The 23404-nt window shown below is 39.9% G+C and carries 27 protein-coding genes and 1 pseudogene; 20 read left to right on the forward strand and 8 right to left on the reverse strand.

Annotated elements, in window-relative coordinates; genetic code table 11:
• Positions 1-116 precede the first annotated feature (116 nt).
• Both NSU13_RS08510 and NSU13_RS08515 read left to right on the forward strand, forming a co-directional pair.
• Entirely contained in the window at positions 117-866 is a 750-nt protein-coding gene (locus NSU13_RS08510) for a poly-gamma-glutamate hydrolase family protein (RefSeq protein WP_065214380.1), read from the forward strand.
• Positions 867-1028: 162 nt separating this feature from the next.
• Positions 1029-2177 carry a Rap family tetratricopeptide repeat protein gene (locus NSU13_RS08515; RefSeq protein WP_034281920.1) on the forward strand — a complete coding sequence of 383 codons (1149 nt, stop codon included), beginning with the start codon at positions 1029-1031 and terminating at the stop codon, positions 2175-2177.
• A 90-nt stretch (positions 2178-2267) separates the two neighbouring features.
• On the opposite strand, the gene NSU13_RS08520 is transcribed toward NSU13_RS08515, so the two are convergent.
• Positions 2268-3593: a S8 family peptidase gene (locus tag NSU13_RS08520; protein WP_101677169.1), complete on the reverse strand. Its 1326-nt coding sequence runs from the start codon at positions 3591-3593 to the stop codon at positions 2268-2270.
• Positions 3594-4177: 584 nt separating this feature from the next.
• On the opposite strand from NSU13_RS08520, the gene NSU13_RS08525 reads away from it, so the two are divergent.
• Together NSU13_RS08525 and NSU13_RS08530 are read left to right on the forward strand one after the other, a co-directional pair.
• Positions 4178-4912, forward strand: a complete 735-nt coding sequence (locus NSU13_RS08525; RefSeq protein WP_024427035.1) for a poly-gamma-glutamate hydrolase family protein — start codon at positions 4178-4180, stop codon at positions 4910-4912.
• A 76-nt stretch (positions 4913-4988) separates the two neighbouring features.
• Entirely contained in the window at positions 4989-5438 is a 450-nt protein-coding gene (locus tag NSU13_RS08530; RefSeq protein ID WP_034281924.1) for an OsmC family protein, read from the forward strand.
• Between the two features lie 47 nt (positions 5439-5485).
• Here the strand turns inward: NSU13_RS08530 and NSU13_RS08535 are convergent, their stop codons facing one another.
• From NSU13_RS08535 to NSU13_RS08550, 4 genes are all read right to left on the reverse strand, one after another.
• On the reverse strand, positions 5486-5854 hold the full coding sequence (locus NSU13_RS08535; protein WP_034281925.1) for a multidrug efflux SMR transporter: 369 nt from the start codon (positions 5852-5854) through the stop codon (positions 5486-5488).
• 15 nt (positions 5855-5869) lie between these two features.
• On the reverse strand, positions 5870-6187 hold the full coding sequence (locus NSU13_RS08540) for a multidrug efflux SMR transporter (RefSeq protein ID WP_034281927.1): 318 nt from the start codon (positions 6185-6187) through the stop codon (positions 5870-5872).
• A 2-nt stretch (positions 6188-6189) separates the two neighbouring features.
• Entirely contained in the window at positions 6190-6732 is a 543-nt protein-coding gene (locus NSU13_RS08545) for a TetR/AcrR family transcriptional regulator (RefSeq protein ID WP_342489989.1), read from the reverse strand.
• A 112-nt stretch (positions 6733-6844) separates the two neighbouring features.
• Positions 6845-7108 (reverse strand): hypothetical protein, encoded by a 264-nt coding sequence (locus NSU13_RS08550; protein ID WP_025093279.1) that lies wholly within the window; start codon positions 7106-7108, stop codon positions 6845-6847.
• A 104-nt stretch (positions 7109-7212) separates the two neighbouring features.
• On the opposite strand from NSU13_RS08550, the gene NSU13_RS08555 reads away from it, so the two are divergent.
• The 9 genes from NSU13_RS08555 (at position 7213) to NSU13_RS08595 (ending at position 14083) form a co-directional block, all read left to right on the forward strand.
• Positions 7213-7614 (forward strand): YmaF family protein, encoded by a 402-nt coding sequence (locus tag NSU13_RS08555; RefSeq protein ID WP_252050449.1) that lies wholly within the window; start codon positions 7213-7215, stop codon positions 7612-7614.
• Positions 7615-7684: 70 nt separating this feature from the next.
• Positions 7685-8641, forward strand: a complete 957-nt coding sequence (gene miaA, locus NSU13_RS08560; RefSeq protein ID WP_034281931.1) for a tRNA (adenosine(37)-N6)-dimethylallyltransferase MiaA — start codon at positions 7685-7687, stop codon at positions 8639-8641.
• Positions 8642-8666: 25 nt separating this feature from the next.
• Positions 8667-8888 (forward strand): RNA chaperone Hfq, encoded by a 222-nt coding sequence (gene hfq, locus NSU13_RS08565; protein WP_024424088.1) that lies wholly within the window; start codon positions 8667-8669, stop codon positions 8886-8888.
• A gap of 162 nt (positions 8889-9050) precedes the next feature.
• Positions 9051-9371 (forward strand): YmzC family protein, encoded by a 321-nt coding sequence (locus NSU13_RS08570; protein ID WP_024424087.1) that lies wholly within the window; start codon positions 9051-9053, stop codon positions 9369-9371.
• Positions 9372-9450: 79 nt separating this feature from the next.
• A complete protein-coding gene (locus NSU13_RS08575; RefSeq protein WP_003212415.1) occupies positions 9451-9663 on the forward strand; it encodes a hypothetical protein in 213 nt (70 codons plus the stop codon).
• A gap of 265 nt (positions 9664-9928) precedes the next feature.
• Positions 9929-10321, forward strand: a complete 393-nt coding sequence (nrdI, locus tag NSU13_RS08580) for a class Ib ribonucleoside-diphosphate reductase assembly flavoprotein NrdI (protein WP_008360380.1) — start codon at positions 9929-9931, stop codon at positions 10319-10321.
• Positions 10281-12383 (forward strand): class 1b ribonucleoside-diphosphate reductase subunit alpha, encoded by a 2103-nt coding sequence (nrdE, locus tag NSU13_RS08585; protein ID WP_024424086.1) that lies wholly within the window; start codon positions 10281-10283, stop codon positions 12381-12383. Before nrdI ends, nrdE begins: the two co-directional genes overlap by 41 nt.
• A 17-nt stretch (positions 12384-12400) precedes the next feature.
• Positions 12401-13381 (forward strand): class 1b ribonucleoside-diphosphate reductase subunit beta, encoded by a 981-nt coding sequence (gene nrdF / locus NSU13_RS08590; protein WP_024424085.1) that lies wholly within the window; start codon positions 12401-12403, stop codon positions 13379-13381.
• Positions 13382-13465: 84 nt separating this feature from the next.
• A complete protein-coding gene (locus NSU13_RS08595) occupies positions 13466-14083 on the forward strand; it encodes a hypothetical protein (RefSeq protein WP_024424084.1) in 618 nt (205 codons plus the stop codon).
• A gap of 67 nt (positions 14084-14150) precedes the next feature.
• Here NSU13_RS08595 and NSU13_RS08600 read toward each other — a convergent pair whose 3' ends face one another.
• The gene (locus NSU13_RS08600; protein ID WP_024427042.1) at positions 14151-14909 is read right to left on the reverse strand and encodes an N-acetylmuramoyl-L-alanine amidase; all 759 of its coding nucleotides are present in this window, start codon (positions 14907-14909) and stop codon (positions 14151-14153) included.
• 320 nt (positions 14910-15229) lie between these two features.
• On the opposite strand from NSU13_RS08600, the gene spoVK reads away from it, so the two are divergent.
• The 5 genes from spoVK (at position 15230) to glnA (ending at position 20766) form a co-directional block, all read left to right on the forward strand.
• Positions 15230-16189 carry a stage V sporulation protein K gene (gene spoVK, locus NSU13_RS08605; RefSeq protein ID WP_024424083.1) on the forward strand — a complete coding sequence of 320 codons (960 nt, stop codon included), beginning with the start codon at positions 15230-15232 and terminating at the stop codon, positions 16187-16189.
• A gap of 121 nt (positions 16190-16310) precedes the next feature.
• Positions 16311-17582, forward strand: coding sequence for a GTPase HflX (gene hflX, locus NSU13_RS08610; protein ID WP_342489990.1), 1272 nt, complete (start codon positions 16311-16313; stop codon positions 17580-17582).
• A gap of 6 nt (positions 17583-17588) precedes the next feature.
• Positions 17589-18869: an aminotransferase class I/II-fold pyridoxal phosphate-dependent enzyme gene (locus tag NSU13_RS08615; protein ID WP_342489991.1), complete on the forward strand. Its 1281-nt coding sequence runs from the start codon at positions 17589-17591 to the stop codon at positions 18867-18869.
• 91 nt (positions 18870-18960) lie between these two features.
• Positions 18961-19371 (forward strand): MerR family transcriptional regulator, encoded by a 411-nt coding sequence (locus tag NSU13_RS08620; protein WP_034281940.1) that lies wholly within the window; start codon positions 18961-18963, stop codon positions 19369-19371.
• A gap of 60 nt (positions 19372-19431) precedes the next feature.
• Entirely contained in the window at positions 19432-20766 is a 1335-nt protein-coding gene (gene glnA / locus NSU13_RS08625) for a type I glutamate--ammonia ligase (RefSeq protein WP_024427046.1), read from the forward strand.
• A gap of 342 nt (positions 20767-21108) precedes the next feature.
• Here the strand turns inward: glnA and NSU13_RS08630 are convergent, their stop codons facing one another.
• Entirely contained in the window at positions 21109-21606 is a 498-nt protein-coding gene (locus NSU13_RS08630) for a GNAT family N-acetyltransferase (protein WP_342489992.1), read from the reverse strand.
• Between the two features lie 196 nt (positions 21607-21802).
• Between NSU13_RS08630 and NSU13_RS08635 the strand changes: the two are divergent.
• Positions 21803-21901: pseudogene (locus NSU13_RS08635) on the forward strand (hypothetical protein); the annotation flags it as partial.
• A 36-nt stretch (positions 21902-21937) separates the two neighbouring features.
• Here NSU13_RS08635 and NSU13_RS08640 read toward each other — a convergent pair.
• Positions 21938-22183 carry a hypothetical protein gene (locus NSU13_RS08640; protein ID WP_231122761.1) on the reverse strand — a complete coding sequence of 82 codons (246 nt, stop codon included), beginning with the start codon at positions 22181-22183 and terminating at the stop codon, positions 21938-21940.
• Between the two features lie 211 nt (positions 22184-22394).
• Between NSU13_RS08640 and NSU13_RS08645 the strand changes: the two genes are divergently transcribed.
• Entirely contained in the window at positions 22395-23234 is an 840-nt protein-coding gene (locus tag NSU13_RS08645; RefSeq protein ID WP_065214384.1) for an SMI1/KNR4 family protein, read from the forward strand.
• Positions 23235-23404: the final 170 nt, after the last annotated feature.

Here is a 23404-nt window from a genome sequence, read left to right on the forward strand (position 1 = left end):
AACAGGTAACTTCTCCTGATTCATTCAAATGAGCCGGACAACCTTTGAATTTTCTAAGCCATTGATAGTAAAATATTGCGGTAAGATGACACCTAAGAGAAAAAAGGAGCGGTGAAATGAAAAGGTTACTAATATGTGGATTCATCTTTCTTATTCTGTGTACTCTTTTAATGGTGAAATGCAGCCATTCTGTTCAAGAAAAAAAAGAGCAAAAGCAGCATCATCAAGAGGTAGAAAAGTATCAAAAAGAGCGAAAACAAGGCGATCAATATGAAAACTTTAAACAGCTCATGCGATATGAAAGAGACGGTTATGAGATAGAATTTCACGAAAAGGGCGGAAGTGATTTACTCGTATTTTCTCCTCATGGAGGTGACATTGAACCAGGAACAAGTGAAATTGTAGAAGCCTTTCAAGAAAGCTACTCTACGTATTTGTTCGAAGGTACAAAGCAAGACAATAACCGGGACCTGCATATCACGAGTACCAATTTTGATGAACCCATTTTGGTTCAAATGATTAAAACGTATCCTTTTTCAGTTTCCATCCACGGCTATAAAAGTGATAAAAGACACACGCTCGTTGGCGGCACAAATGAAAAAATGCAAAGAGCAGTTGTACGAGAACTAAAAGATCGGGGATTTTCCGCAGAAATGGTACAAAAAGGCGAACGGCTTTCTGGTACAGACCCTAAAAATATAAATAATCGAAATGCGAGTGGTGAAAGCGTGCAGCTCGAAATTAGTACAGCGCAAAGAGAAGCTTTTTTTGACAATTTTGATACGAGAAAGGGAAAGAAAAAAGCATTCAGACGCTATATTAATGCGTTAAAAGAAGTGCTCAGAGAATTCGACCCTTCTTCGTAAAACAATTTTGATGGGCAAAAGTACTCTATTTAAACTTGGTAAAAAAGATAGGAATATGCAATTTGAACATAAAATATGTAATAACTTACAATTTGCCTTAAAAACATAAATTATGTAAAATAATAGTTATCAGTTTGATATGATAGAATGGGGCTGAAGTGGATGGCACACAAAATACCATCTTCCGAAGTAGGTGTAAAGATCAATCAATGGTACACGCATATTTGCAAATTTGAAGTTGAACAGGCAAACGGCATGAAGCGCCTTGTTGAAGAAGAAATTCATGATATGGAAGAGGATCAAGATTTACTCCTATACTATTCTCTAATGGATTTTCGCCATCAAATGATGCTTCAGCACTTAGCGCCAGTCCATGCAGGGAGTGAAACGCTTCAAGCAGTGTCCTTTCCTAAAGAAATTGACGATGCAGAAGATGAGATGACAGGCTTACTCGGCTATTATTTTCATTTTTTTCATGGAATGTATGCGTTTATCCAGCGCCGCTATATCGAGGCCATTTCATATTACAAGCATGCTGAACATCAACTGATTTTAGTGACAGATGAGATTGAAAAAGCAGAATTTTACTATAAAATCGCAGAAGTATACTATCATATGAAACAAACCTATTTCTCCATGCACTACGCTAAAAAGGCAAGAGACATCTACAAGAAACATCAGCTTTATGGAAAAAGAAGCATTCAATGTGATTTTGTCATGGCAGGTAATTGGATTGATGTTAATCAGTATCAAAAAGCGCTTCCTTATTTAGAAAAAGCGTTAAAGGTCTGTGAAGCGATGGAACAAAAAGAATGCACATCTTACTTTAAAGCAATGGCTCTTAATAACTTAGGCACTTGCCATTATAGTATGGGAACGTACCATACAGCGACTGTCTTTTTTGAACAAGCCATCTCACTTTATCAGAAAGATCAAGCATCCACGATGATCAAATCATTGTTTTCACTTGCCCTTACTTGTTTTAAACTCGGAGATATTCAGCGGGCGGGCGAGGCCATATCTACAGGAATGAAAGAGGCTTGTGTATTGGAAGATGAAATTTATCAGTTGAAATTCCAATTTTTGCAGGCGCTCTATATAGAGAAAGACGGCTGTGAGCAATTGAGGTCGGCCCTTTTTGGTCTGAGAAATAAAAAAATGTTTGCTGATTTAGAGGAATTAGCACTTGATGCGGCTAATTATTATAAGGAACGCGACATGTACAAGGAATCCTCCACTTTTTTTGAGATTGTGATCGAAGCGCGTACGCACATTCAAAAAGGAGATGAGATGTATGAGAACGAAGCATAACATGTCAGCTGCTCAAGTAGATGAAAGACTTCACACTTAAAAATGAGACAAACAACACCCTTTACGCATAAACGTAAAGGGCTTTTTTCTTTATTCTTTGATTGCTTTTTCTGCGTCAATTGCACCTGCTCCATAAATCATCGGGTCATCCCCAGACCACTTGCTTGTATTTTCTTTTAACAGGGTTTTGATTTCATTCGGTGTTAAATCTGGTGAATGCTCTAGTAGTAGAGCGCAAATACCAGCACAAATCGGTGTTGCCATCGATGTGCCAGATAACGTTGTATAATCATGATCGACTCTGCTTGATTTATCGAGTTTATCCAGAAAGGATCTTGGTGATCTGAGAGAAACGATGTTTACGCCTGGTGCGAGGATATCAGGTTTTGCCTCCCCGTAAACCGTTGGTCCTCTGCTTGAAAACGGTGCCACGACATCGTCACTTGATTCTGGTGTATTCCTGTCATCGTAGGCTCCGACCGTAATGACTTTTTGGCTGACAGCAGGGCTTGCAATTGTCTGGCTGTTAGGACCAGAGTTTCCTGCAGCGACGCATACAACAATGCCTTGATCCCAAGCCGCATTGACAGCACGCACCATTGGATCGTCCTGTTCGTCATCATAACGCTGCGCAGCTCCGCCTAGCGACATACTGATAATATGAATCGGATCATCAGGGTGGTCTTCGTTGAACTGTATGCACCATTCAACACCTTCTATAATAGTAGAAAGTGATCCAGCCCCTTGTTTATTTAACACTTTCACGCCAATCAGATTTGCTTTTGGGGCAGGTCCTTTGTATAAGCCGTCTGAAGCGGCTCCATCTCCCGCGACATCTCCCGCGCAGTGAGTACCGTGGCCATTATCATCATAAGGCTTTGTTTTTTGTTTGACGAAATCCACAAAATCTCGAATTCTTCCATCTAAATCTTCATGCGGATAAATTCCTGTGTCAATGACAGCGACCGTAATTCCTTCTCCGGTTAAAGTTGTCCCGTTTCGGATGACTTCTTCAGCATGGCTTGCTTGTGCGGCTACATCCAGCAGCGCATGAACTTTCCGGTCTAAATAAATTTTACGAATATGCTCCCCATTTGCTAATAGCTCCTCTAAAGCAGCAGGCGTTAGATCAGCAGCGCAGCAGTCGATATGTGAAAAATGCCGTTTTATATTTGTTTTTCTGCTTTTTTTCATGAGCTGTTTTGTGCTTTGAATCCCTGCTTCGGCTGCACCTTCCTTAAATTCAATGATCACACGAAGCTTCTTTTTCTTCTTCAGCCTGCCTTCGAAAAAACGATGAAGAAAGCATGGCGTCCATTTAAAAGGTTTATAAAGGTGAAGAACGGTCTCTCTTAAAGGCTGATCTAGTTTACTAGCATGTGTTCTGACCATCTGCACCATAGAAAATCCAAACATGTGATGCCCTCCATTCCAGCTATCCATTCTCGTACACTCTTACGTTATGAGAATGAGAACTGCTTGGTTCGGATTCTTGTCCCTCCTTTTCTTTATATTGGCGGCTTGCTTATGTCTTTCAAAAAAGAAAAGCGCTTACATTTTGTAAAATAATAGAAAAAGGTGGAAATCATTTAGAATCTGCCGATGATAGGTGGGAGAGTTCTTCTGAGAGAACCAGTGAAACAGAGGATTTTGCAGAAAAAGGAGGGCTGTGGACAGGGTCAATGCTCATATAAATGTGATGCGTGACAGATGGAAAACATCAAATCCTTATCAAAAAAAGCCGAATTAAAGAAAACAGACTGGATAGGACTAGGTCATATTAAACATAACGTCATTTGTTTGTCATACTATTCTAACTCTGTTTTCAAAGAGGAGAGGCGTTTCTGTGTATATAAATGCAATTATCTTATTTTTGAGGAATCTCATGATCTAGAGTGTTATGATCAAACGTGAAGAGAAAATGTGGAAAAAATGATAAGAAATGATGATTCAATATAAATCATAGAAACGGCTTAGAAATCTGTTAAAGGAGAACGGGAATGAAGAAGTTTTTTGCTTTGCTTCTCCTGCTTGCGATCGGATGGGGCGTTTATTATACCATGCAAGCACAGGAACATGATGAGCCAGTGTCATCAGGTGGGGAAGACGAAAGCGGTTCAAATGATATTTATCGAAATTTTAAAGAACTTGAAGAAAACGAATCAACGAGCAGCTATAACATTACAGCCAACCCAGTGCCCGGCAGCCGCCTTCTTGTGATGTCACCTCATGGCGGGAGGATCGAAGGCGGCGTGAGCGAGATCGTCCATTTTTTTGACAACGATTTTTCGACGTATTTATTTGAAGGTCTAAGAGAGAATGCATCAGAACTTCATATTACAAGTACAAACTTTGATGAGCCAATCGGCGTCGCGCAGGCAAAAGCACATGATTACATTTTAGCAGTGCATGGATACAAAGGCGAGGAAGGAATTGACCATACTCTCGTCGGCGGAACAGATTACGACCGTGCAGAGAAAATTGTCAACTCATTAGAGCGGAACGGATTTTCTGCTGAACTAGCTGTCGCACACGCAACCCTGAGCGGGACAAGCAATCATAATATTAATAATCTTACAAAAACAGGGCAGAGTGTGCAGCTTGAGATTAGTAGAAGTCAGCGTGAAGCTTTATTTGACAGTTTCGATTTTCGGAGGCGGTCAAGTACAAAAAACGAGACATTCTATCGTTATGTCAGGGCGATTCGGACAGTGCTGGATGAAGAATATACATAATGGCTGTGCACATGCTAAGACAAGCAGGGGAATTCTTGTTACACTATGAACAGTGATAACAAAAGGAGAGACGGATATGGCGCGTCATCATTTTCATCTTCAGGCAAGCTGGCCTGGTCTGCGTAACGATGTGGGTACAATCGCATGTGAACAATTAAAAACAAAGATTTCGATTCCAAAGGAAATGGACGGTCCTGGTGTTGGAACCAATCCAGATGAGATGCTCTTAGGTGCAGCGGCTACGTGTTATATCATTACACTTGCAGCCATGATGGAGCGGAGTCAATTAGAGAAAGAGGATCTATCGATGAGCTCTGAAGCCGTCGTAGATGTGACAAATGGTGTGTTTACTTATGAGGAAATCATTCATCGACCTGTCATCACACTTAAAGAGTCCGCTTCTGCACATGAAATTGAGCTTGCCCGTAAGCTTGCGCATAAAGCCGAAAGCTCATGTATGATCTCAAGAGCTGTTCAGGGGAATGTGAACATTTCTTTAGAAGAAACCATTCAAGTCGGCCGTTAAAAACAAAAAAGTCATTTTCTCTTGAAATATGGAGAAAATGACTTTTTTTATGACGTCCATTCGGTTTGATCGAGTTGTGCTTTGGTTTCGTTCTGTTGCTTCTTGGATTGATTTAAGACAATCACGCCGCAGATGACAAGTGCAAGGCCGATGAAGCCTTTCGTGCTGATGGTTTCGTTAAACAGCACAAGTCCTACAAGAGCGGTAAGGGCTGTTCCAACGCCAGACCAGGTTGCATAGGCAGACGAAAGCTCAATGGTTTTTAGTGCCAAACTGAGGAAAGTAAAGGCGCAGCCAAATCCGATCAGTACCCCAATACTCGGCAGCAGCTGCGTAAAGCCTTGTGAAAGCTTCAGCATTGTACTGCCAAAAACCTCCGTTAAAATGGCTCCTGTTAAGTAGAGCATTCCTTTCATGATCTCTCACATCCTTTATGACATATTCAATAGTACGACCCCTGAGACAAGCATCGCCATGCCAATGACTGCTTTTTGGTTCAAGGTTTCTTTGAAAAAGAGCACGCCAAAAATAGCCGTGAGGACCGTACCAACCCCAGACCATGTTGCGTAAGACATGCTTAGCGGAATGATATTGAGCGTCAATGACAGCATATAAAAAGCAAGTGTATAGCCAGCCACAACGGCAGCGCTAGGCTTCCAGCGCGTAAAGCCATTTGATAATTTTAACATCGCGGCGCCAATGGCTTCTGAAAAAATGGCAACAGCCAAAAAAAGATATCCGAGGATCATGATCATCCCTCCTCTAATAGGTGTAAAATTCGATGAAGTAAAAGGGTTTTTTCCTCTCTTTTCAGCGGTTCAAGCTGAAACATTTCTGAAAACCATATCCCATCACATGCAAGGCGGATCAGCTGACTCAGTGCAGGATCGCTTATTTCCTCAGATGCTTTTTCTTTGAACTCCGCATAAAAATCACGCCAAGGTTGCAGCAGCGCATCATCAAATGACATCGTAGCCAGCATACTTGTACATAGCTGGGTCGTATGCTGCATATCTAGATCATGTAATGTGGCCAATATATATGCGCGTACATAAGGCGCTTTTTCGTGTTTGTATGTTTCTTGATACGTCTCGAGCTGCTGACGAAAACAAAGAATCGCATGCTCATTCATTTTTTGGACGAGCTCTTCCTTGCTTGAAAAATGATAAAGCAGACCAGCTTTGGTCATATTTGCATGCTCTGCCACCTGCTGAAGGGTGAGCTGGCTGACTCCTTCTTTTAGAATTGTGCTGGCAGCCGCGTCAAAAATTTGCTCTTTTTTGGTTTTAGACATAAAAAAAACACCTACTTTACTGAACAGTCGGTAAAGTAAATGTTAACCCATGAAAAAAGAGTGTGTCAATCGATTCATTTTATGAACGGATGTTTTCACTTAAACGTCATATTTAATACCAAGGGTATGGTCCATATGGCGGGAATGGCGGATAAGGATATCCAAATCCTGGAGCAAGCAAAGATCCAGCAAGCAGACCGCCAGCAAAACCACCTAAAAATGGGGGTCCAAAGAATCCAGGTCTTCCAAAGCCAAAGCCTGGGCGGCCAAATCCAAAACCGGGTCTCCCAAATCCAAAACCAGGGCGGCCAAACCCAAATCCAAAAGGTCTTCTCATGTCTTCTTGAATAAACGGAGGTGCGTCAAAATAATTCATAATGAAAGGCTCCTTTCTCATAAAATCACTGTAACTGACATCAGTGTATTCCAGTTGTCTACATATGTTTGGGTGAACGCCTAATATAAGGAGGAATGTTAGAAATGGGCCTGTATCCATCTGATTGGGCAAAGTGTCCGCCGCATGCTCATGCATATAAAGCACGTACGGATGTAACAGAGGGGCATTATCATTTAATAGAAGGTATTTCTCAGCCTGTGAATGGAAGCAATACCGACCGGCATACTCATTTTTATCGCGGAATCACCTCCTTTGAAAGAGGGCATTTCCACAGGTACTACGGGGTCACAGGGCCTGCAATTCCGAGAGTGGATGGAACACATTATCACGAGATCCAGGAAGTCACCTATTCAGCCTATCTCGATTCTGTTCCCATCCCATATGGAGGTGTCGTCTATAGTCCAGATGAGAAGCGGCCAACCCATAAGCATCGTTTAAAAGGAAAAACATATGAGGTGGTTGGAAATGAACCGCTTGGCTGGTGATGGGCAGGATATAGGAGAGTAAGAAAAGTTATGCTATACTGTAGGCAGTTTTGTAAAAGTGAGTGATGTTATGAATAAAGCGAAGCAGCCAGTAATCGTGTTAGTAGGGCCGACAGCTGTCGGCAAAACCAAATTGAGCATTGATATAGCCAAAGCATTTAATGGAGAGATTATCAGCGGGGATTCGATGCAGATTTATAAAGGGATGGATATCGGAACAGCTAAAATCACCCCCGAAGAAATGAATGGCATCCCGCACCATTTAATTGATATTAAACAGCCGGACGAATCTTTTTCGACAGCTGAATTTCAGCAGCTGGTTCGTTCGAAGATCAAAGAGATTGCCGCTAGAGGGAAAACGCCAATGATTGTCGGCGGAACAGGCCTCTATATCCAATCTGTTTTATATGATTACACATTTACGGATGAGAAAAGTGATCCTGCTTTTAGAGAAGAAATGACGCTCTTTGAACAGCAGCACGGCGCGCTTTTGCTGCACGAAAAGCTAAAGGCAGTAGATCCTGATGCGGCAAACGCTATTCATCCAAATAACGTCCGCCGCGTGATCCGGGCGTTGGAAGTGATTCATACAACAGGTCAGAAAATGTCGGAGATGCAAAACGGGCATCAAGAAGTTCCTCTTTATGATACAGCCTTCATTGGGCTGAAAATGGATCGAGAGGTTTTGTACGAGCGCATTCATCAAAGAATTGATATGATGATAGATGAGGGCTTAATTGAAGAAGTGAGAGCACTTTATCAATCTGGCTTGAAGGATTGTCAGTCTGTTCAAGCCATTGGTTATAAAGAGCTGTATGCCTATTTTCAAGGTGACTGCTCACTTGATGAAGCCATCCAGCAATTAAAGCAAAATTCCCGTAGATATGCGAAGCGTCAGTTCACGTGGTTCCGTAATAAAATGGCGGTCACTTGGTTTGATATGACACCGCCTTGCCACTTTTCAGACAAAAAAGAGGAAATTTTCGCATATATAGCAGGAAAGCTTGGACTTAAAGCGAAACTGTAGTTATCAGAATCAAGGAGGACGAAACATGAAACCGATTAATATTCAGGAGCAGTTTTTGAATCAGATCCGCAAAGACAATACATTTGTCACAGTATTCTTGCTGAATGGCTTTCAGCTTCGCGGTCAAGTGAAAGGGTTTGACAATTTCACGGTGCTGCTTGAAACAGAAGGGAAGCAGCAGCTTATTTATAAACACGCCATTTCTACATTTGCACCTCAAAAGAATGTAAATCTAGAATTAGAATAGGATATGTTGTATTTAAAATAGCCCCATGCCTCTGCGAATAAACCGGCCGGAACCCGCTACGTTTTTTGTCAGTGCAGAGGGGCTATTTTGTATGCAATGAAACTTTTCTGCCAATTTTCCGTATAATTCCTTATTGGATATTAGAAGGGTGAGAGAATTCATATGGAAAATGCAGAGCTTGAATTAAGAAGGATTAGAGTGATCCTTCTTTTGATTGGAATTGTTGTCTTGTTTGGATCGTGCGCTATCTCAAACATTGAAACGAGACAAGAAAGTTGGAATAACCATTCTCATGAAAATGCAGATGGAGTTTTACCATCATCTGCTGCACTAAAAAATAATCATTTTGCTGTTGTGAAAGATGATCAAGTACATGTGTACCGGTTTGATGAAAAAGAAGGAGAGCTGACTCTCGTTACAACGAAATACATAGATGAATGGGACGACGAAGAATATGATGATGACCTTGATGAAGAAGAGTAAGCACGTAAATTTACAAATGAATGTGAAGCCGCTACACTATAATCATGCATCAGACATCTAGACAGAAAAGGATGAGTTCATGACACATAAAATTAAAATTAATCATTGGGAACAAACTTGTGAAGACGATTCCTGTTTCGAATATGGAACGAGTGTTTCTGTAAATGGGAAAGAATTAGTGAGAGAAGCTTCAATCGTCTCTGCGCTTGAAGCGGTGCTAAAAGAATTAGGTGTTGAAGTGGAAATTACAGAAGTGTCAGAAGATTTACAGTGCGATGCCTACAAAAAATAAAACAAAAAGTCTAGTCTACTAAGCGATTTTTTTTCGTGTTATGATAGATTTCGGTTTCAGTTGAATAGGGAGTAGAGCAGTCTATTTTTAGATCCTGTTCTGCTCTATTTATTTGAACGTACGAGTTCGGCTATGAAGGTTCGGCCGGGTTGGTTGATTTTTTTCGTTTCGAACATCTATATGTTGTGTTTTGAAAAAACATAGTATACTATATATAGTGAATAGCGAAATGATCAACAATACTAAAAACTAGGTCGTGATGGAATTGATTCAAATCGTATTTGATTCAAAAACAGGAAATGTTCAACGCTTTTTGGACAAGACCCCTTTTACAGACAAACGAAAATTGACTGGAGAAGAGTTTTTGGATACGCCGTTTATTCTCGTCACCTTTACGACAGGATTTGGACAAGTCCCTAGTACCACTCAGTCCTTTTTAGAGAAAAATGCTCACCTTTTACTAGGTGTTGCGGTGAGTGGCAACAAAGTGTGGGGAGATAATTTTGCAAAAAGCGCCGATACGATTTCTAAACAATATCAAGTTCCTATTTTGCACACCTTTGAACTAAGCGGAACAAAAAGGGATGTTGAATTGTTTACACAGGAGGTAGAAAGAATTGTCACAAAATCAGGTTCCAAAGTGGATACAATTAAATAACGAAATTATGATTCAAAAAGAAGGAAAGTTTCAGTTCGATAAGGACAAAGAAGCTGTACATAGTTATTTCGTAGATTACATCAATCAAAACACGGTCTTTTTTCATAATCTAGAAGAGAAGATTGATTACTTAATAGAAAACGACTACTATGAGGAAGAATTTTTAAGACAATATAGCATGGCAGATATTAAAGAAGTCTTTGAAGCTGCATATGCCAAAAAATTTAGATTCCCATCATTTATGAGTGCGTTTAAGTTTTACAATGACTATGCACTGAAAACAAATGATAAAAAGAAAATCCTTGAACGCTATGAAGACCGCATTTCAGTTGTAGCACTTTTCTTTGCAGGTGGGGATAAAGAAAAAGCACTTGAGTTTGTAGAACTGATGATCAATCAAGAGTACCAGCCAAGTACACCAACCTTCTTGAACGCTGGACGTAAAAGACGCGGTGAACTTGTGAGCTGCTTCTTGCTTGAAGTAAATGACTCACTAAACGATATTTCAAGAGCGATTGATATTTCCATGCAGCTGTCAAAACTAGGCGGCGGCGTCAGTTTGAACCTGTCAAAACTTCGTGCAAAAGGCGAAGCAATCAAAGATGTCGAAAACGCGACAAAAGGTGTCGTCGGCGTGATGAAGCTTCTTGATAATGCATTCAGATATGCAGATCAAATGGGGCAAAGACAAGGATCAGGCAGTGCCTACTTGAATATTTTCCACAGAGATATCAATGATTTCTTAGATACGAAAAAAATCTCTGCCGATGAAGATGTTCGCGTGAAAACTCTGTCCATCGGAGTCGTCATCCCGGATAAATTTATCGAGCTTGCTAGAGAAGATAAAACAGCTTATACCTTCTATCCGCATACAGTCTATAAAGAATATGGACAGCATCTTGATGAGATGGACATGGAAGAAATGTATGACGAGCTTGTAGAAAACCCGAAAGTCAAAAAAGAAAAAGTCAATCCGAGAAAGCTTCTTGAAAAGTTGGCTGTTCTACGCTCAGAATCAGGCTATCCATATATCATGTTCCAAGATAATGTAAACAGAGAGCATGCCTTGAACCATATTTCACGAGTGAAATTCTCAAACCTTTGCTCAGAAGTGCTTCAGGCTTCAGAGGTTTCTTCTTACACGGACTATGATCAAGAAGATGAAATCGGTCTTGATATTTCTTGTAACCTTGGTTCATTAAATATCATGAATGTCATGAAAAACAAATCGATTGAAAAAACGGTTAAGCTTGCAACAGACTCACTAACGCTTGTGTCTGAAACAACAGACATTCGCAATGCACCAGCTGTTCGAAAAGCGAACAAAGCGATGAAGTCAATCGGACTCGGTGCGATGAACCTTCACGGGTATTTAGCTCAAAACCAAATTGCCTATGAAAGTGAAGAAGCAAGAGATTTCGCAAATACATTCTTTATGATGGTGAACTATTATTCAATTAAACGCTCAAGTGAGCTTGCGAAAGAAAAAGGAGAAACATTCCATCGTTATGAAGGCTCTGGCTATGCAACTGGTGAGTACTTCAATAAATACGTGGAGAATGATTTCACACCAAAAACAGAAAAAGCAGCAGCGCTATTTGAAGGCATGCACATTCCAACAAAAGAAGACTGGGCCGCACTCAAAGAATTTGTAGCGGAACATGGCATGTATCACAGCTATCGTTTATGTATTGCACCAACAGGTTCCATTTCCTATGTTCAATCGGCAACAGCTTCTGTGATGCCAATTATGGAACGTATCGAAGAAAGAACATACGGCAACAGCAAAACCTATTACCCAATGCCAGGTCTTTCAGCACAAAACTGGTTCTTCTATAAAGAAGCGTACGATATGGACATGTTTAAAGTGGTCGATATGATCGCAACGATTCAGCAGCACGTCGATCAAGGAATCAGCTTTACACTATTCTTAAAAGATACGATGACAACGCGTGATTTAAACCGCATCGATCTTTATGCACACCATAAAGGCATTAAGACACTTTATTATGCAAGAACGAAGGATACAGGGCAGGAAGGCTGTCTTTCTTGTGTTGTTTGATTAAAGGAGAGTTTAACGTGACAAAAATTTATGATGCAGCCAACTGGTCAAAACACGAAGACGATTTTACACAAATGTTTTACAACCAAAATGTGAAGCAGTTCTGGCTTCCAGAAGAGATTTCCTTAAACGGAGATCTCTTAACATGGAAATATTTAGGTGAAAAAGAGCGAGATACGTACATGAAGGTACTTGCTGGACTGACTTTACTTGATACAGAACAAGGAAATACAGGGATGCCGATTGTTGCTGAACATGTGGACGGCCATCAGCGTAAAGCTGTACTCAACTTTATGGCAATGATGGAAAATGCGGTGCATGCGAAATCATACTCCAATATCTTCATGACACTTGCACCAACTGAAACGATCAGTGAAGTGTTTGAATGGGTCAAGAAGAATAAATTCCTGCAAAAGAAAGCAGATATGATTGTCAGTTTATACCGTTCGATTCAAAAGGACGATCCTATTTCTCTCTTTAAAGCAATGGTTGCTTCTGTTTATTTAGAAAGTTTCCTATTTTATAGTGGTTTTTACTACCCGCTTTATTTCTATGGACAAGGAAAGCTCATGCAAAGTGGTGAAATCATCAACTTAATTTTGCGTGATGAAGCGATTCATGGTGTGTATGTTGGATTATTAGCACAAGAAATTTACAACAAACAAACACCTGACGTGCAAAAAGAGCTGTATGATTTCTCTATTGACCTTTTAAACGAGCTTTATGAAAATGAACTTCATTACACTGAAGATATTTATGACCAAGTCAATTTATCGCATGATGTGAAAAAGTTCATTCGTTACAATGCCAATAAAGCGTTAATGAACCTTGGATTTGCCCCTTACTTTGAAGAAGAAGAGATCAATCCTATTGTATTGAATGGACTCAATACAAAAACAAAGTCGCATGACTTCTTCTCAATGAAAGGGAACGGCTACAAAAAAGCAACAGTTGAGCCGTTAAAAGATGACGACTTCTTCTTTGGAGATGAATCATAAGGAAAGCGTAAAAGTCAAAACGCATCACTCGTTTTGGCTTTTTGCCATTTCTAACAATGTGTTACATACTGGAGGTTACCGAACATGGGAAAAATGGACGAAATCATTTTAGTTGCACCACGCGCACGCGTGTTCCAAAACGAAACACTTGCGTTTAATGGTGTGAACAGTGAAGAGAAAACAATCAGCACAATAATGAAAGAAATCGAAGAGCACTTCGAGCAAATGCGAAGAGGCGATGCAGAAGAAAATCCTGACTTCAAGCAGCCGATTCCTTATGTTGTGATTAAGCGTGAGGACGAAGTGTATGTATACGAAAGACTTCAAGGCGGGGGAGAGACTCGCTTACATCATAAGTTATCTCTTGGCTTTGGGGGGCATATGAATTTCATCGAAGGAAAAAACTTTGCTGAGATTCTAAAAGAAAATACAGATCGTGAGCTGGACGAAGAACTTTCTATTCAAGAAGAAGACAAACTTGAAATGAAAACCCTTGGATTAATCAATGACGATGACAACAGTGTCGGCCGTGTGCACATCGGACTGTTATCAGCGCTTGAGCTATCTCCGGGTGCTCATGTGGAAGTAAAAGAAACAGATCAAATCTCAGGAAAATGGATGAAAGCAGCCGATTTGAAAAAGCCTGAATACTTCGACCGTCTTGAAACATGGTCTCAATTTGTTGTCAACATCCTAGCGTAAATGAATACACAACAAACCGGCTCAGCAGAAGACTTGAGCCGGTTTGTTTCGTTAAAACAGCTACAGCTTATTGGAAAACGAATGCGTCGTGACCGGCCTGCTTCAATCTTGCGACGAGGTCATCTGCATTTTGTTTTGTACGGAAAGCGCCGGCCTGTACTCGGAACATGCCGCCGTCTAATACAACAAACGCGTCAAAGCCTTTGGATTTAAGTGTTGCTGCTAATTCATCTGCATTGGCTTTCACTTTGAAAGCTCCTGCCTGCACTTTATAAAGATTACTTGCTTTTTTTTTCAATTGAAAGGCTTCTTCTAGACCAGTCGCATGAGCGCGAGCGATGCCTTGAAGGAAGGTTGCGTTGCGGAGCTTATTAGCATCAGCTGCCGTATCAATAAAACCATTCTCTGTTAAAATAGCGGGCATAGAAGTTTCTCGAAGAACGTGGAAGTTCGCAGTTTTCTTGCCGCGGTTCGCAAAATCAACCGAGCGGACAATTTCATCATGAAGGGCATTGCGATACGTGGTGGTCGGTGCTGAAACGCCAGGATACACATAGCTTTCAAACCCTGTGCCCCCGCCAGCATTAATATGAATAGACACGAAATAGTCTGCCCCCCAGCTGTTTGCCGCATTCGTACGCTGGGACAAAGTGACGGATTGGTCAGTTGAACGACTTAAGCGGACGGAAACCCCATCATATTCACTAATCAAAATGTCTCTCAATAAAAGCGCGATTTGAAGTGTTATATTTTTCTCCAAAAGTCCATTAGCACTAGCTCCAGAATCTGTTCCTCCGTGGCCAGGATCAATAAAAATTTTCACCATCTATTCATCACCTCGTCTTTATTTTATGAGAAAATAGAAGAATTGCCTGTACAAAATGCGGAAATCATTGAGACTCTTTTCTGCATCATTTGTGATCAAAAAGCTACATTTTTCTAAGAAAAAGCAAATTGTTGGTTTGTCCGCCCAAACGGGATGAATACAATGGAAATAGCACATCATTTCCTGGGAAACCGCAGAAATCCCTACAATATTCGGTATCTCGGGTCATTTTGACAGCAAACTTGGGCTTAAGCGGGCGATTGTCACGATTACAGCTCCACCCGAATAGAATAAAGAGAGAAGAGCGAGAGGTGAATACGTTGGAGCGAGCTGTCACATATAAAAACAACGGCCAAATCAATATTATACTTAACGGACAAAAGCAAGTATTGGTTGATGCAGACTCAGAGGCAGAATACCTGGAAGCCTTGCAGAAAAATGAGGCAAAACACAGCATCTTACGGGAAATAGAGCGTGAAATGAACAGCCTTGTCGGTATGGATGAAATGAAACGAAACATAAAAGAGATTTATGCTTGGATTTTTGTTAATCAAAAACGGCAAGAACAAGGGTTAAAGGTAGGAAAACAAGCGCTTCATATGATGTTCAAAGGAAATCCTGGCACAGGAAAAACCACAGTTGCAAGACTTGTCGGGAAGCTTTTCTTTGAAATGAATGTGCTCTCAAAGGGTCACTTAATTGAAGCAGAACGCGGTGATCTTGTTGGAGAGTATATTGGTCATACAGCGCAAAAAACAAGGGATTTAATTAAAAAATCACTAGGTGGTATTTTGTTCATTGACGAAGCCTATTCTCTTGCACGCGGAGGAGAAAAGGATTTTGGAAAAGAGGCGATTGATACCCTTGTAAAACATATGGAGGACAAACAGCACGAATTCATTCTCATTCTTGCTGGCTACTCCAAGGAAATGGATCATTTTCTTTCTTTAAACCCCGGCCTGCAATCAAGATTTCCAATCAACATCAGCTTTCCTGATTATACAGTCGATCAGCTCATGGATATTGCAAAACGAATGATGGCAGACAGAGAATATGTATTTACACAAGAAGCCGAATGGAAGCTGCGGGATTATTTAATGCACATTAAAAGTACCACAAGCCCGGCAAAATTCAGCAACGGCCGGTTTGTGCGAAACACCATTGAAAAAGCCATACGAACCCAGGCGATGAGACTGCTTCTTGTGGATCATTATGATAAAAAAGATCTGCTGACCATTAAAAGTCACGATCTTCAAATGAAAGAGGATACGCCTTCTTGAAATGGCGTATCCTTTTTATAAAGAGTCACTAAAATAAACCATCCGAATAGTGGTATACGTGTGATGTGTTTGGTATGATGGTACTACTGAAAACTTAAGTACAGAAAGGAAACAACTAACGTTGAATGAACATGAAATGACTGAAAAAGCGATCCTTGTCGGCTGCCAATTGCCGCATGTAACGGATGAACGCTTTCAATACTCAATGGAAGAATTAGCTTCGTTAACTAAAACCGCTGGCGGTGAAGCTGTCAGCGTGATGACGCAGAAGAGAAATAGACAAGACAGTGCAACGTATATCGGTAAAGGGAAAGTAGAAGAACTTGAAGTGCTTTGCGAGGAACTCGAATGTGATGTCGTTATTTTTAATGACGAGCTTTCTCCAAGCCAGCTAAAAGCTTTGGCGACTGCTTTAGATGTGAAAATTATTGATCGTACGCAATTGATTTTAGATATCTTTGCAAAAAGAGCCCGTACAAGAGAGGGGAAGCTGCAAATAGAGCTTGCCCAGCTTCAGTATGCCTTGCCGAGACTAAGTGGACAAGGGATCAGCCTTTCAAGACAAGGGGGCGGAATTGGCGCAAGAGGTCCAGGTGAAACAAAACTTGAAACAGACAGACGTCATATTCGAAACCGCATTCATGAAATTAACGGGCAGTTATCTGCAGTCAAAGAACACCGCACAAGATACCGGGAGCGCCGAAAGAAAAATGGTGTGTTCCAAATTGCCATTGTCGGGTATACGAATGCCGGAAAATCAACTTTGTTTAACCAATTAACAGAAGCGGATAGTCATGAAGAGGACCTGCTGTTTGCGACACTTGATCCAATGACACGTAAGATGACATTAGAATCTGGCTACAGTGTGCTGATTTCGGATACGGTTGGCTTTATCCAAGACCTTCCGACCACACTGATTGCCGCATTTCGTTCCACCCTTGAAGAAGTGAAGGAAGCCGATTATTTGCTTCATGTCATCGACTCTTCTAATGAGGATTATGAAGGACACGAACGAACGGTTCATGAGCTTTTAGAAGAATTAGAAGCGGACCGTATTCCGATGCTGACTGTTTATAACAAGGAAGATCAAATTAGACCAGATTTCATCCCATCTTCAAAGCATCGCCACATCTTAATCAGTGCTAAGCGCAAAGAAGATGTAAAAAGGTTAAAAGCGGATATTATGGCTGAGCTGAAAAAAGCCTTTTTAAAGCCATATCATGTAAAGATTCCAGCGCATGAAGGCAAGCTCATCTCCGCATTAAAATCAGAAACGCTTGTGGAATCACTAGAATTTCAAAAAGAAGCAGAGATATATGACATCACCGGATATAGTGGTGAGGATCAGACCATTTTAGGTCAAATCAAGAAGTATATGTTGGAAAGGAATTAAATCAAGATGTTTCACACATTAAAACACGGCAGTATTTTAGAAAAAGCAGCAGCAGAAACAGAACAAGAGATTTTACACGTGCATCAGCAAATTGATCAAAAGAGCGAACAAAATGAGTGGCGGGTGCTTGAAAGCTATCGAAAGCACAAAGTCAGTGACTCTCACTTTAATCCGACGACTGGATATGGCTACGATGATATGGGGAGAGACACATTAGAAAAGATTTATGCGGATGTCTTCGGAGGAGAAAGCGGGCTTGTGCGTCCGCAGATTATTTCCGGTACACACGCAATTTCCATTGCCTTATTTGGTGTGCTGAGACCTGGCGATGAATTGATCTATATGACGGGAAAACCATACGATACGCTAGAAGAAATTGTCGGGATTCGCGGGAAAGAAGGGACAGGCTCATTAAAAGACTTCCAGATTGACTACAAAGCCATTGATTTACGACAAGATGGATCCGTTGATTATGAGAAAGTTAAAGAGTCAATTTCCTCTAAAACAAAAGTCATCGGCATTCAGCGTTCGAAAGGCTATGCGTCAAGACCATCCTTTACTATAGAAGAAATTGAGCAAATGATTTCATTTGTGAAAGAGATGAATGAAGAAATCATTGTGTTTGTAGATAACTGTTATGGTGAATTTACTGAATTAAATGAGCCGTGTCATGTCGGAGCTGATCTCATGGCCGGTTCACTCATTAAAAACCCAGGCGGAGGCCTTGCCAAAACAGGCGGCTACATCGTTGGAAAAGAAAAATGGGTAGAAGCTTGCTCTTATCGAATGACTTCTCCAGGCATCGGCAGTGAAGCGGGTGCATCGCTGTATGCGCTCCAGGAAATGTATCAAGGCTTTTTCTTGGCGCCGCATGTTGTGGCTCAAAGCTTAAAAGGCGCAGTATTTACGGCTCGTTTTCTTGAGAAGCTCGGATTCCAAACAAACCCAGCGTGGAATGCGAAAAGAACGGATTTGATTCAATCAGTTGAATTTGGAGATCCTAAAAAAATGATTGCGTTCTGTCAGGCAATCCAGTATGCATCTCCGATTAACAGTCACGTCACACCACATGCAAGCTATATGCCGGGCTACGAGGATGATGTCATTATGGCAGCGGGCACATTTGTACAAGGAGCCAGTATCGAATTATCAGCCGATGGTCCGATCAGACCGCCTTATACTGCCTATGTTCAAGGCGGACTCACGTATGCCCATGTGAAAAATGCGATTTGCAGTGCTGTCGATGCCTTATTGGAACAAGGTTTTATTGAAGTACCTGCTCAATAAAAAAATCCATGTTAATATTCCTAACATCTTGTTGACACATAATATAACATGACATATAATAAATTTAAGCAAAGAGGAGGAGACAGTTGAGATGAGTGATAACATTCGCCGCTCAATGCCTTTATTCCCAATTGGGATTGTCATGCAGTTAACAGAATTATCTGCAAGACAAATTCGCTATTATGAGGAAAATGGTTTAGTATTTCCAGCAAGAAGTGATGGAAACCGCCGATTATTTTCTTTTCATGATGTTGATAAATTACTAGAAATTAAAAACCTCATCGAACAAGGTGTAAACATGGCAGGAATCAAAAAGCTTTTTGCCAAAGCTGAGGCAGAAAATCCATCGTCTGTTACAAAGACGGAGGAAAAAACCACAGCGAAGCACAACTTGACAGATGATGAACTCAGGAAGCTACTGAAGAAGGAACTCATTCAGGCTGGACGTTTCCAACAAGGAACGACCTTTAGGCAGGGGGATATGTCAAGGTTCTTCCGTTAACCAATTAGCAAAAGCATTGCTATACACATTTTACCTTTTGTAGGGGAGGAGTTTTACGAAATGGCAAAGTACACAAGAGAAGATATCGTAAAATTAGTAAATGAGGAAAACGTAAAGTACATCCGTCTGCAATTTACAGACATTCTCGGAACGATTAAAAATGTTGAGATTCCTGTGAGCCAGTTAGAAAAAGCTCTCGATAACAAATGTATGTTTGACGGTTCATCTATTGAAGGATTCGTACGTATCGAAGAATCAGATATGTATCTATACCCAGATCTAAACACATTTGTTATTTTCCCTTGGACAGCAGAAAAAGGTAAAGTTGCACGCTTTATTTGTGACATTTATAAGCCAGACGGGACACCATTTGATGGAGACCCGCGTAACAACTTAAAGCGTATCTTAAAGGAAATGGAAGAACTAGGATTTAGTGATTTCAACCTTGGACCTGAGCCAGAATTCTTCTTATTTAAATTAGATGAAAAAGGCGAGCCAACGCTTGAACTAAATGATAAAGGCGGATACTTTGACCTTGCACCAACAGATCTAGGCGAAAACTGCCGCCGTGATATCGTGCTAGAGCTTGAAGAAATGGGCTTTGAAATTGAAGCATCTCACCACGAAGTAGCACCAGGGCAGCACGAAATTGATTTCAAATATGCAGGCGCAATCCGTTCTTGTGACGACATTCAAACGTTCAAACTCGTTGTCAAAACCATTGCGAGAAAACACGGTCTTCATGCGACATTCATGCCAAAACCATTGTTCGGTGTAAACGGATCTGGAATGCACTGTAACCTATCATTATTTAAAAATGGTAAAAACGCATTCTTTGATGAAAAAGCAGATTTACAATTAAGCGAGACGGCTAGACACTTTATCGCAGGTATCGTCAAGCACGCAACAAGCTTTACCGCAGTCACAAACCCAACGGTTAACTCATACAAGCGTCTTGTACCTGGCTATGAAGCACCTTGCTATGTGGCATGGAGTGCACAAAACCGCAGCCCATTGATCCGTATCCCGGCATCACGCGGCATCAGCACACGCGTAGAAGTGCGCAGCGTAGACCCATCTGCAAACCCATACCTTGCACTAAGTGTATTACTTGCAGCAGGTCTAGACGGAATCAAAAACAAACTAGAAGCACCAGCACCAATCGACAGAAACATCTATGTCATGGACAAAGAAGAGCGTCTTGAAAACGGCATCTCTGACCTTCCTGCAACACTTGCAGAAGCACTCGAGCTGCTGAAATCAAACGAAGTCATGATCAACGCACTAGGCGATCACCTATTCGAGCACTTCATCGAATCAAAAGAAATTGAATGGGATATGTTTAGAACCCAAGTACACCCATGGGAACGCGATCAGTATATGTCTCAGTATTAATAATAAAAACCCCTTGGAGCCATTGGCTTCAGGGGTTTTTATTTTGGTCAAAAAATAACGGAATAATATTTTTGGTCTTTGACCAAAATATGAACAAGAAAATTTGAAGTTATGAATTTAGGCTCACACTGCGAAGCAGAGTGGGTTTGATTTTATTAAATGGTGCGTTTTATCTTAGCGCTATAGCTTTAGGTGGTCTAATTATTGCTGTAATTAAAATAATAAAGAGCCTCTGTCATTTTTGAGAGGCTCTTTATTTTAACCGTAGTACTTTCTAAATTTAAGGGAACCTATACAGCTCCTTTTTTATAATGAAATAAAGCGTATTGTAGATTGAAAACTTCAAGTCATATCTTTCCTTAATTTAAGTAGATTGTACCAAGTGAATCCACCGTGTTGCGAGTGTGATCTTCCATGATTTTTAAAATCAAGTTTTTCATAAAAGGGAATCAATTCTTTCTTACAAGTTAAAGTAATTCCTTCTCTCCTATTTTCTTTAACTAGTTCTTCCATTTTCTCTACTAATAATTTTGCTATCCTTTGGTTTCTAGCTGATTTTGAGACGACCAATCCTAAGATGCTTTGGTATCCACCTTTTGAGGTATTTTCCTTAATTTCTTCAAAAAGATCATCTGTAATATAAGGTTGATTAATAACAGGTCCATTAATATAGCCGACAATATTACCTTCTTTTTCTGCGACAATAAAAGTATCATTTATTAATCGAATCCTCTCAATTATAGCTTCTTTTGTAGCGGCCTCTTCTGTGGAAAAACCCTCATTTTCAATAACTAATAACTCATCTAAATCATCAAGTTGAACATTCCTTAAAATAACCATAATAGTTAGGACTCCTTTATATAATAAAAAATGTTTAAACTATAAAATTTTAGAACCCAAACAATAATTTGTCAAGAAAATCTTATACATTCGATGTATCCAATAAGCATACTCTTTCATAATTTTATAAAATAAATCAATTTCACTTTTAGTAAAACTGTTACGTAGTAAATTATTTGCCTGTGTAAGTGCTCTAATTATCTTAGTCTTTATAGTTGTGAAAATAAATGAATGGTATAAAATGATTTGGCAATTCAGCGTTCCAGACGCAGAGATTTTGAAAGCGGAAGTTGAATGAGAAATAGATAGATTGGAAGAGGATCAAGATCTTCTAATCTATTATCAATTCATTTCCGAATTTAAAAATCCTTCCACCAGCATTTTCACCTAAGGAAGCAATAAGAATTCTTTTTCCATCTTCTCTTATATTTCCAAACTCTTTTTGTTTAAGAGCAGATGGTTTTTCTTCTGCTTCAAGGCCAGCATTTTTAAAAGCTTCAATAATATTGGCTGTCGTGAGCTGTTTTTCATTAGATGCTGCGCTACTGCAACGCAAGCTGTTAGCATAATGAGACAAGTAAAAATGAATACAAAGAATTTCTTCATCATTGATCCTCCTGATTTTTAGGTGCAAAGGAAATTTTAGATGAAGTACCTTCTTTTTACTATTGTTTCGACAAAAATAGACAGCGTAAATAACTAATTAATTCTTTTATTTTGACTAAATTGTTAAAAATAATCATCTGGATGGTATACTTATGTGCATATTGTACTAGGAGGTGTTCACCTTGAAACCATTTTGGGAAATAGACGAGGAAGGTTACTATACGTTAAAAAAGATCAACGAATCAGAAATATCTAAGGCTGAAAAGAAACTTGGAGTCACTTTGCCAGATACATATAAAAAGCTCATATTAGAACAAAATGGTGGTTATATATTTCATAATGCTTTTCCAACCAATCACTCTAATTCATGGGCTGAGGATCACATTCAATTTAATCACTTGCTGGGAATTGCTGAAGATGAAGGAATTATGGATAGTGCCTATTTAATAAAAGAGTGGGAGTTGTCAGAAGGGCTTGTTCTAATTAGCGGGGATGGCCATACTTGGGTAGCGATGGATTATCGAAAAACGAAAAAGAATCCTCCAATTCATTATTTTGATGTTGAGATGGAAGAAGACTTTAAATTAGCAGATTCCTTTGATGAATTCATTCAGGGGCTTTATACAGCTGAGTATACTGTTGATGAGGAAGCAGCTGAGGGTGAATATGAAATTCCTGAAGATCATTTAAGTAAAGAAGAACTTGAAGCTATATTTGAATTGGACGTCCTTGATGAAGGTAATCTGCATAAAATTCAATATTACCCAATGGTTGATTTGAACGAAATTGAATGGTTTTTTAAAAAGATGCAATATCACATTGAAAATACAAAAGATGAATATACGCTTTATCAAGTAGCTGATACGATTCTCTGCATTTTCTTATTAAATCAAAATATGCCGATTAACGAAAAAATTAGTGAGATTCTGGATCAAATTGTTAAATTTTTAGAAAAAAATGATAACCCACTACTAGTGAATCTCGGAGAAAATATTGCGATTGAAACAGAATTTCTATCTTAGTAGAACGATCTTAAGTTGTCCTTTCTAGAGAAATTATCGGAAATGGCTAAAGAAGAAAAAGTGAAAAAGCTGATGAATTTAAATTTTGTATTTTTTTCTATAAATATCTGTTAATTTATGACGAATTCCACGCCTCTTTTTCCGTTAATAGGATTGTGAAACTTTGAATC

This window comes from Bacillus sp. FSL M8-0049, assembly GCF_038593355.1.
GTDB classification, from domain to species: Bacteria; Bacillota; Bacilli; order Bacillales; family Bacillaceae; genus Bacillus; species Bacillus safensis.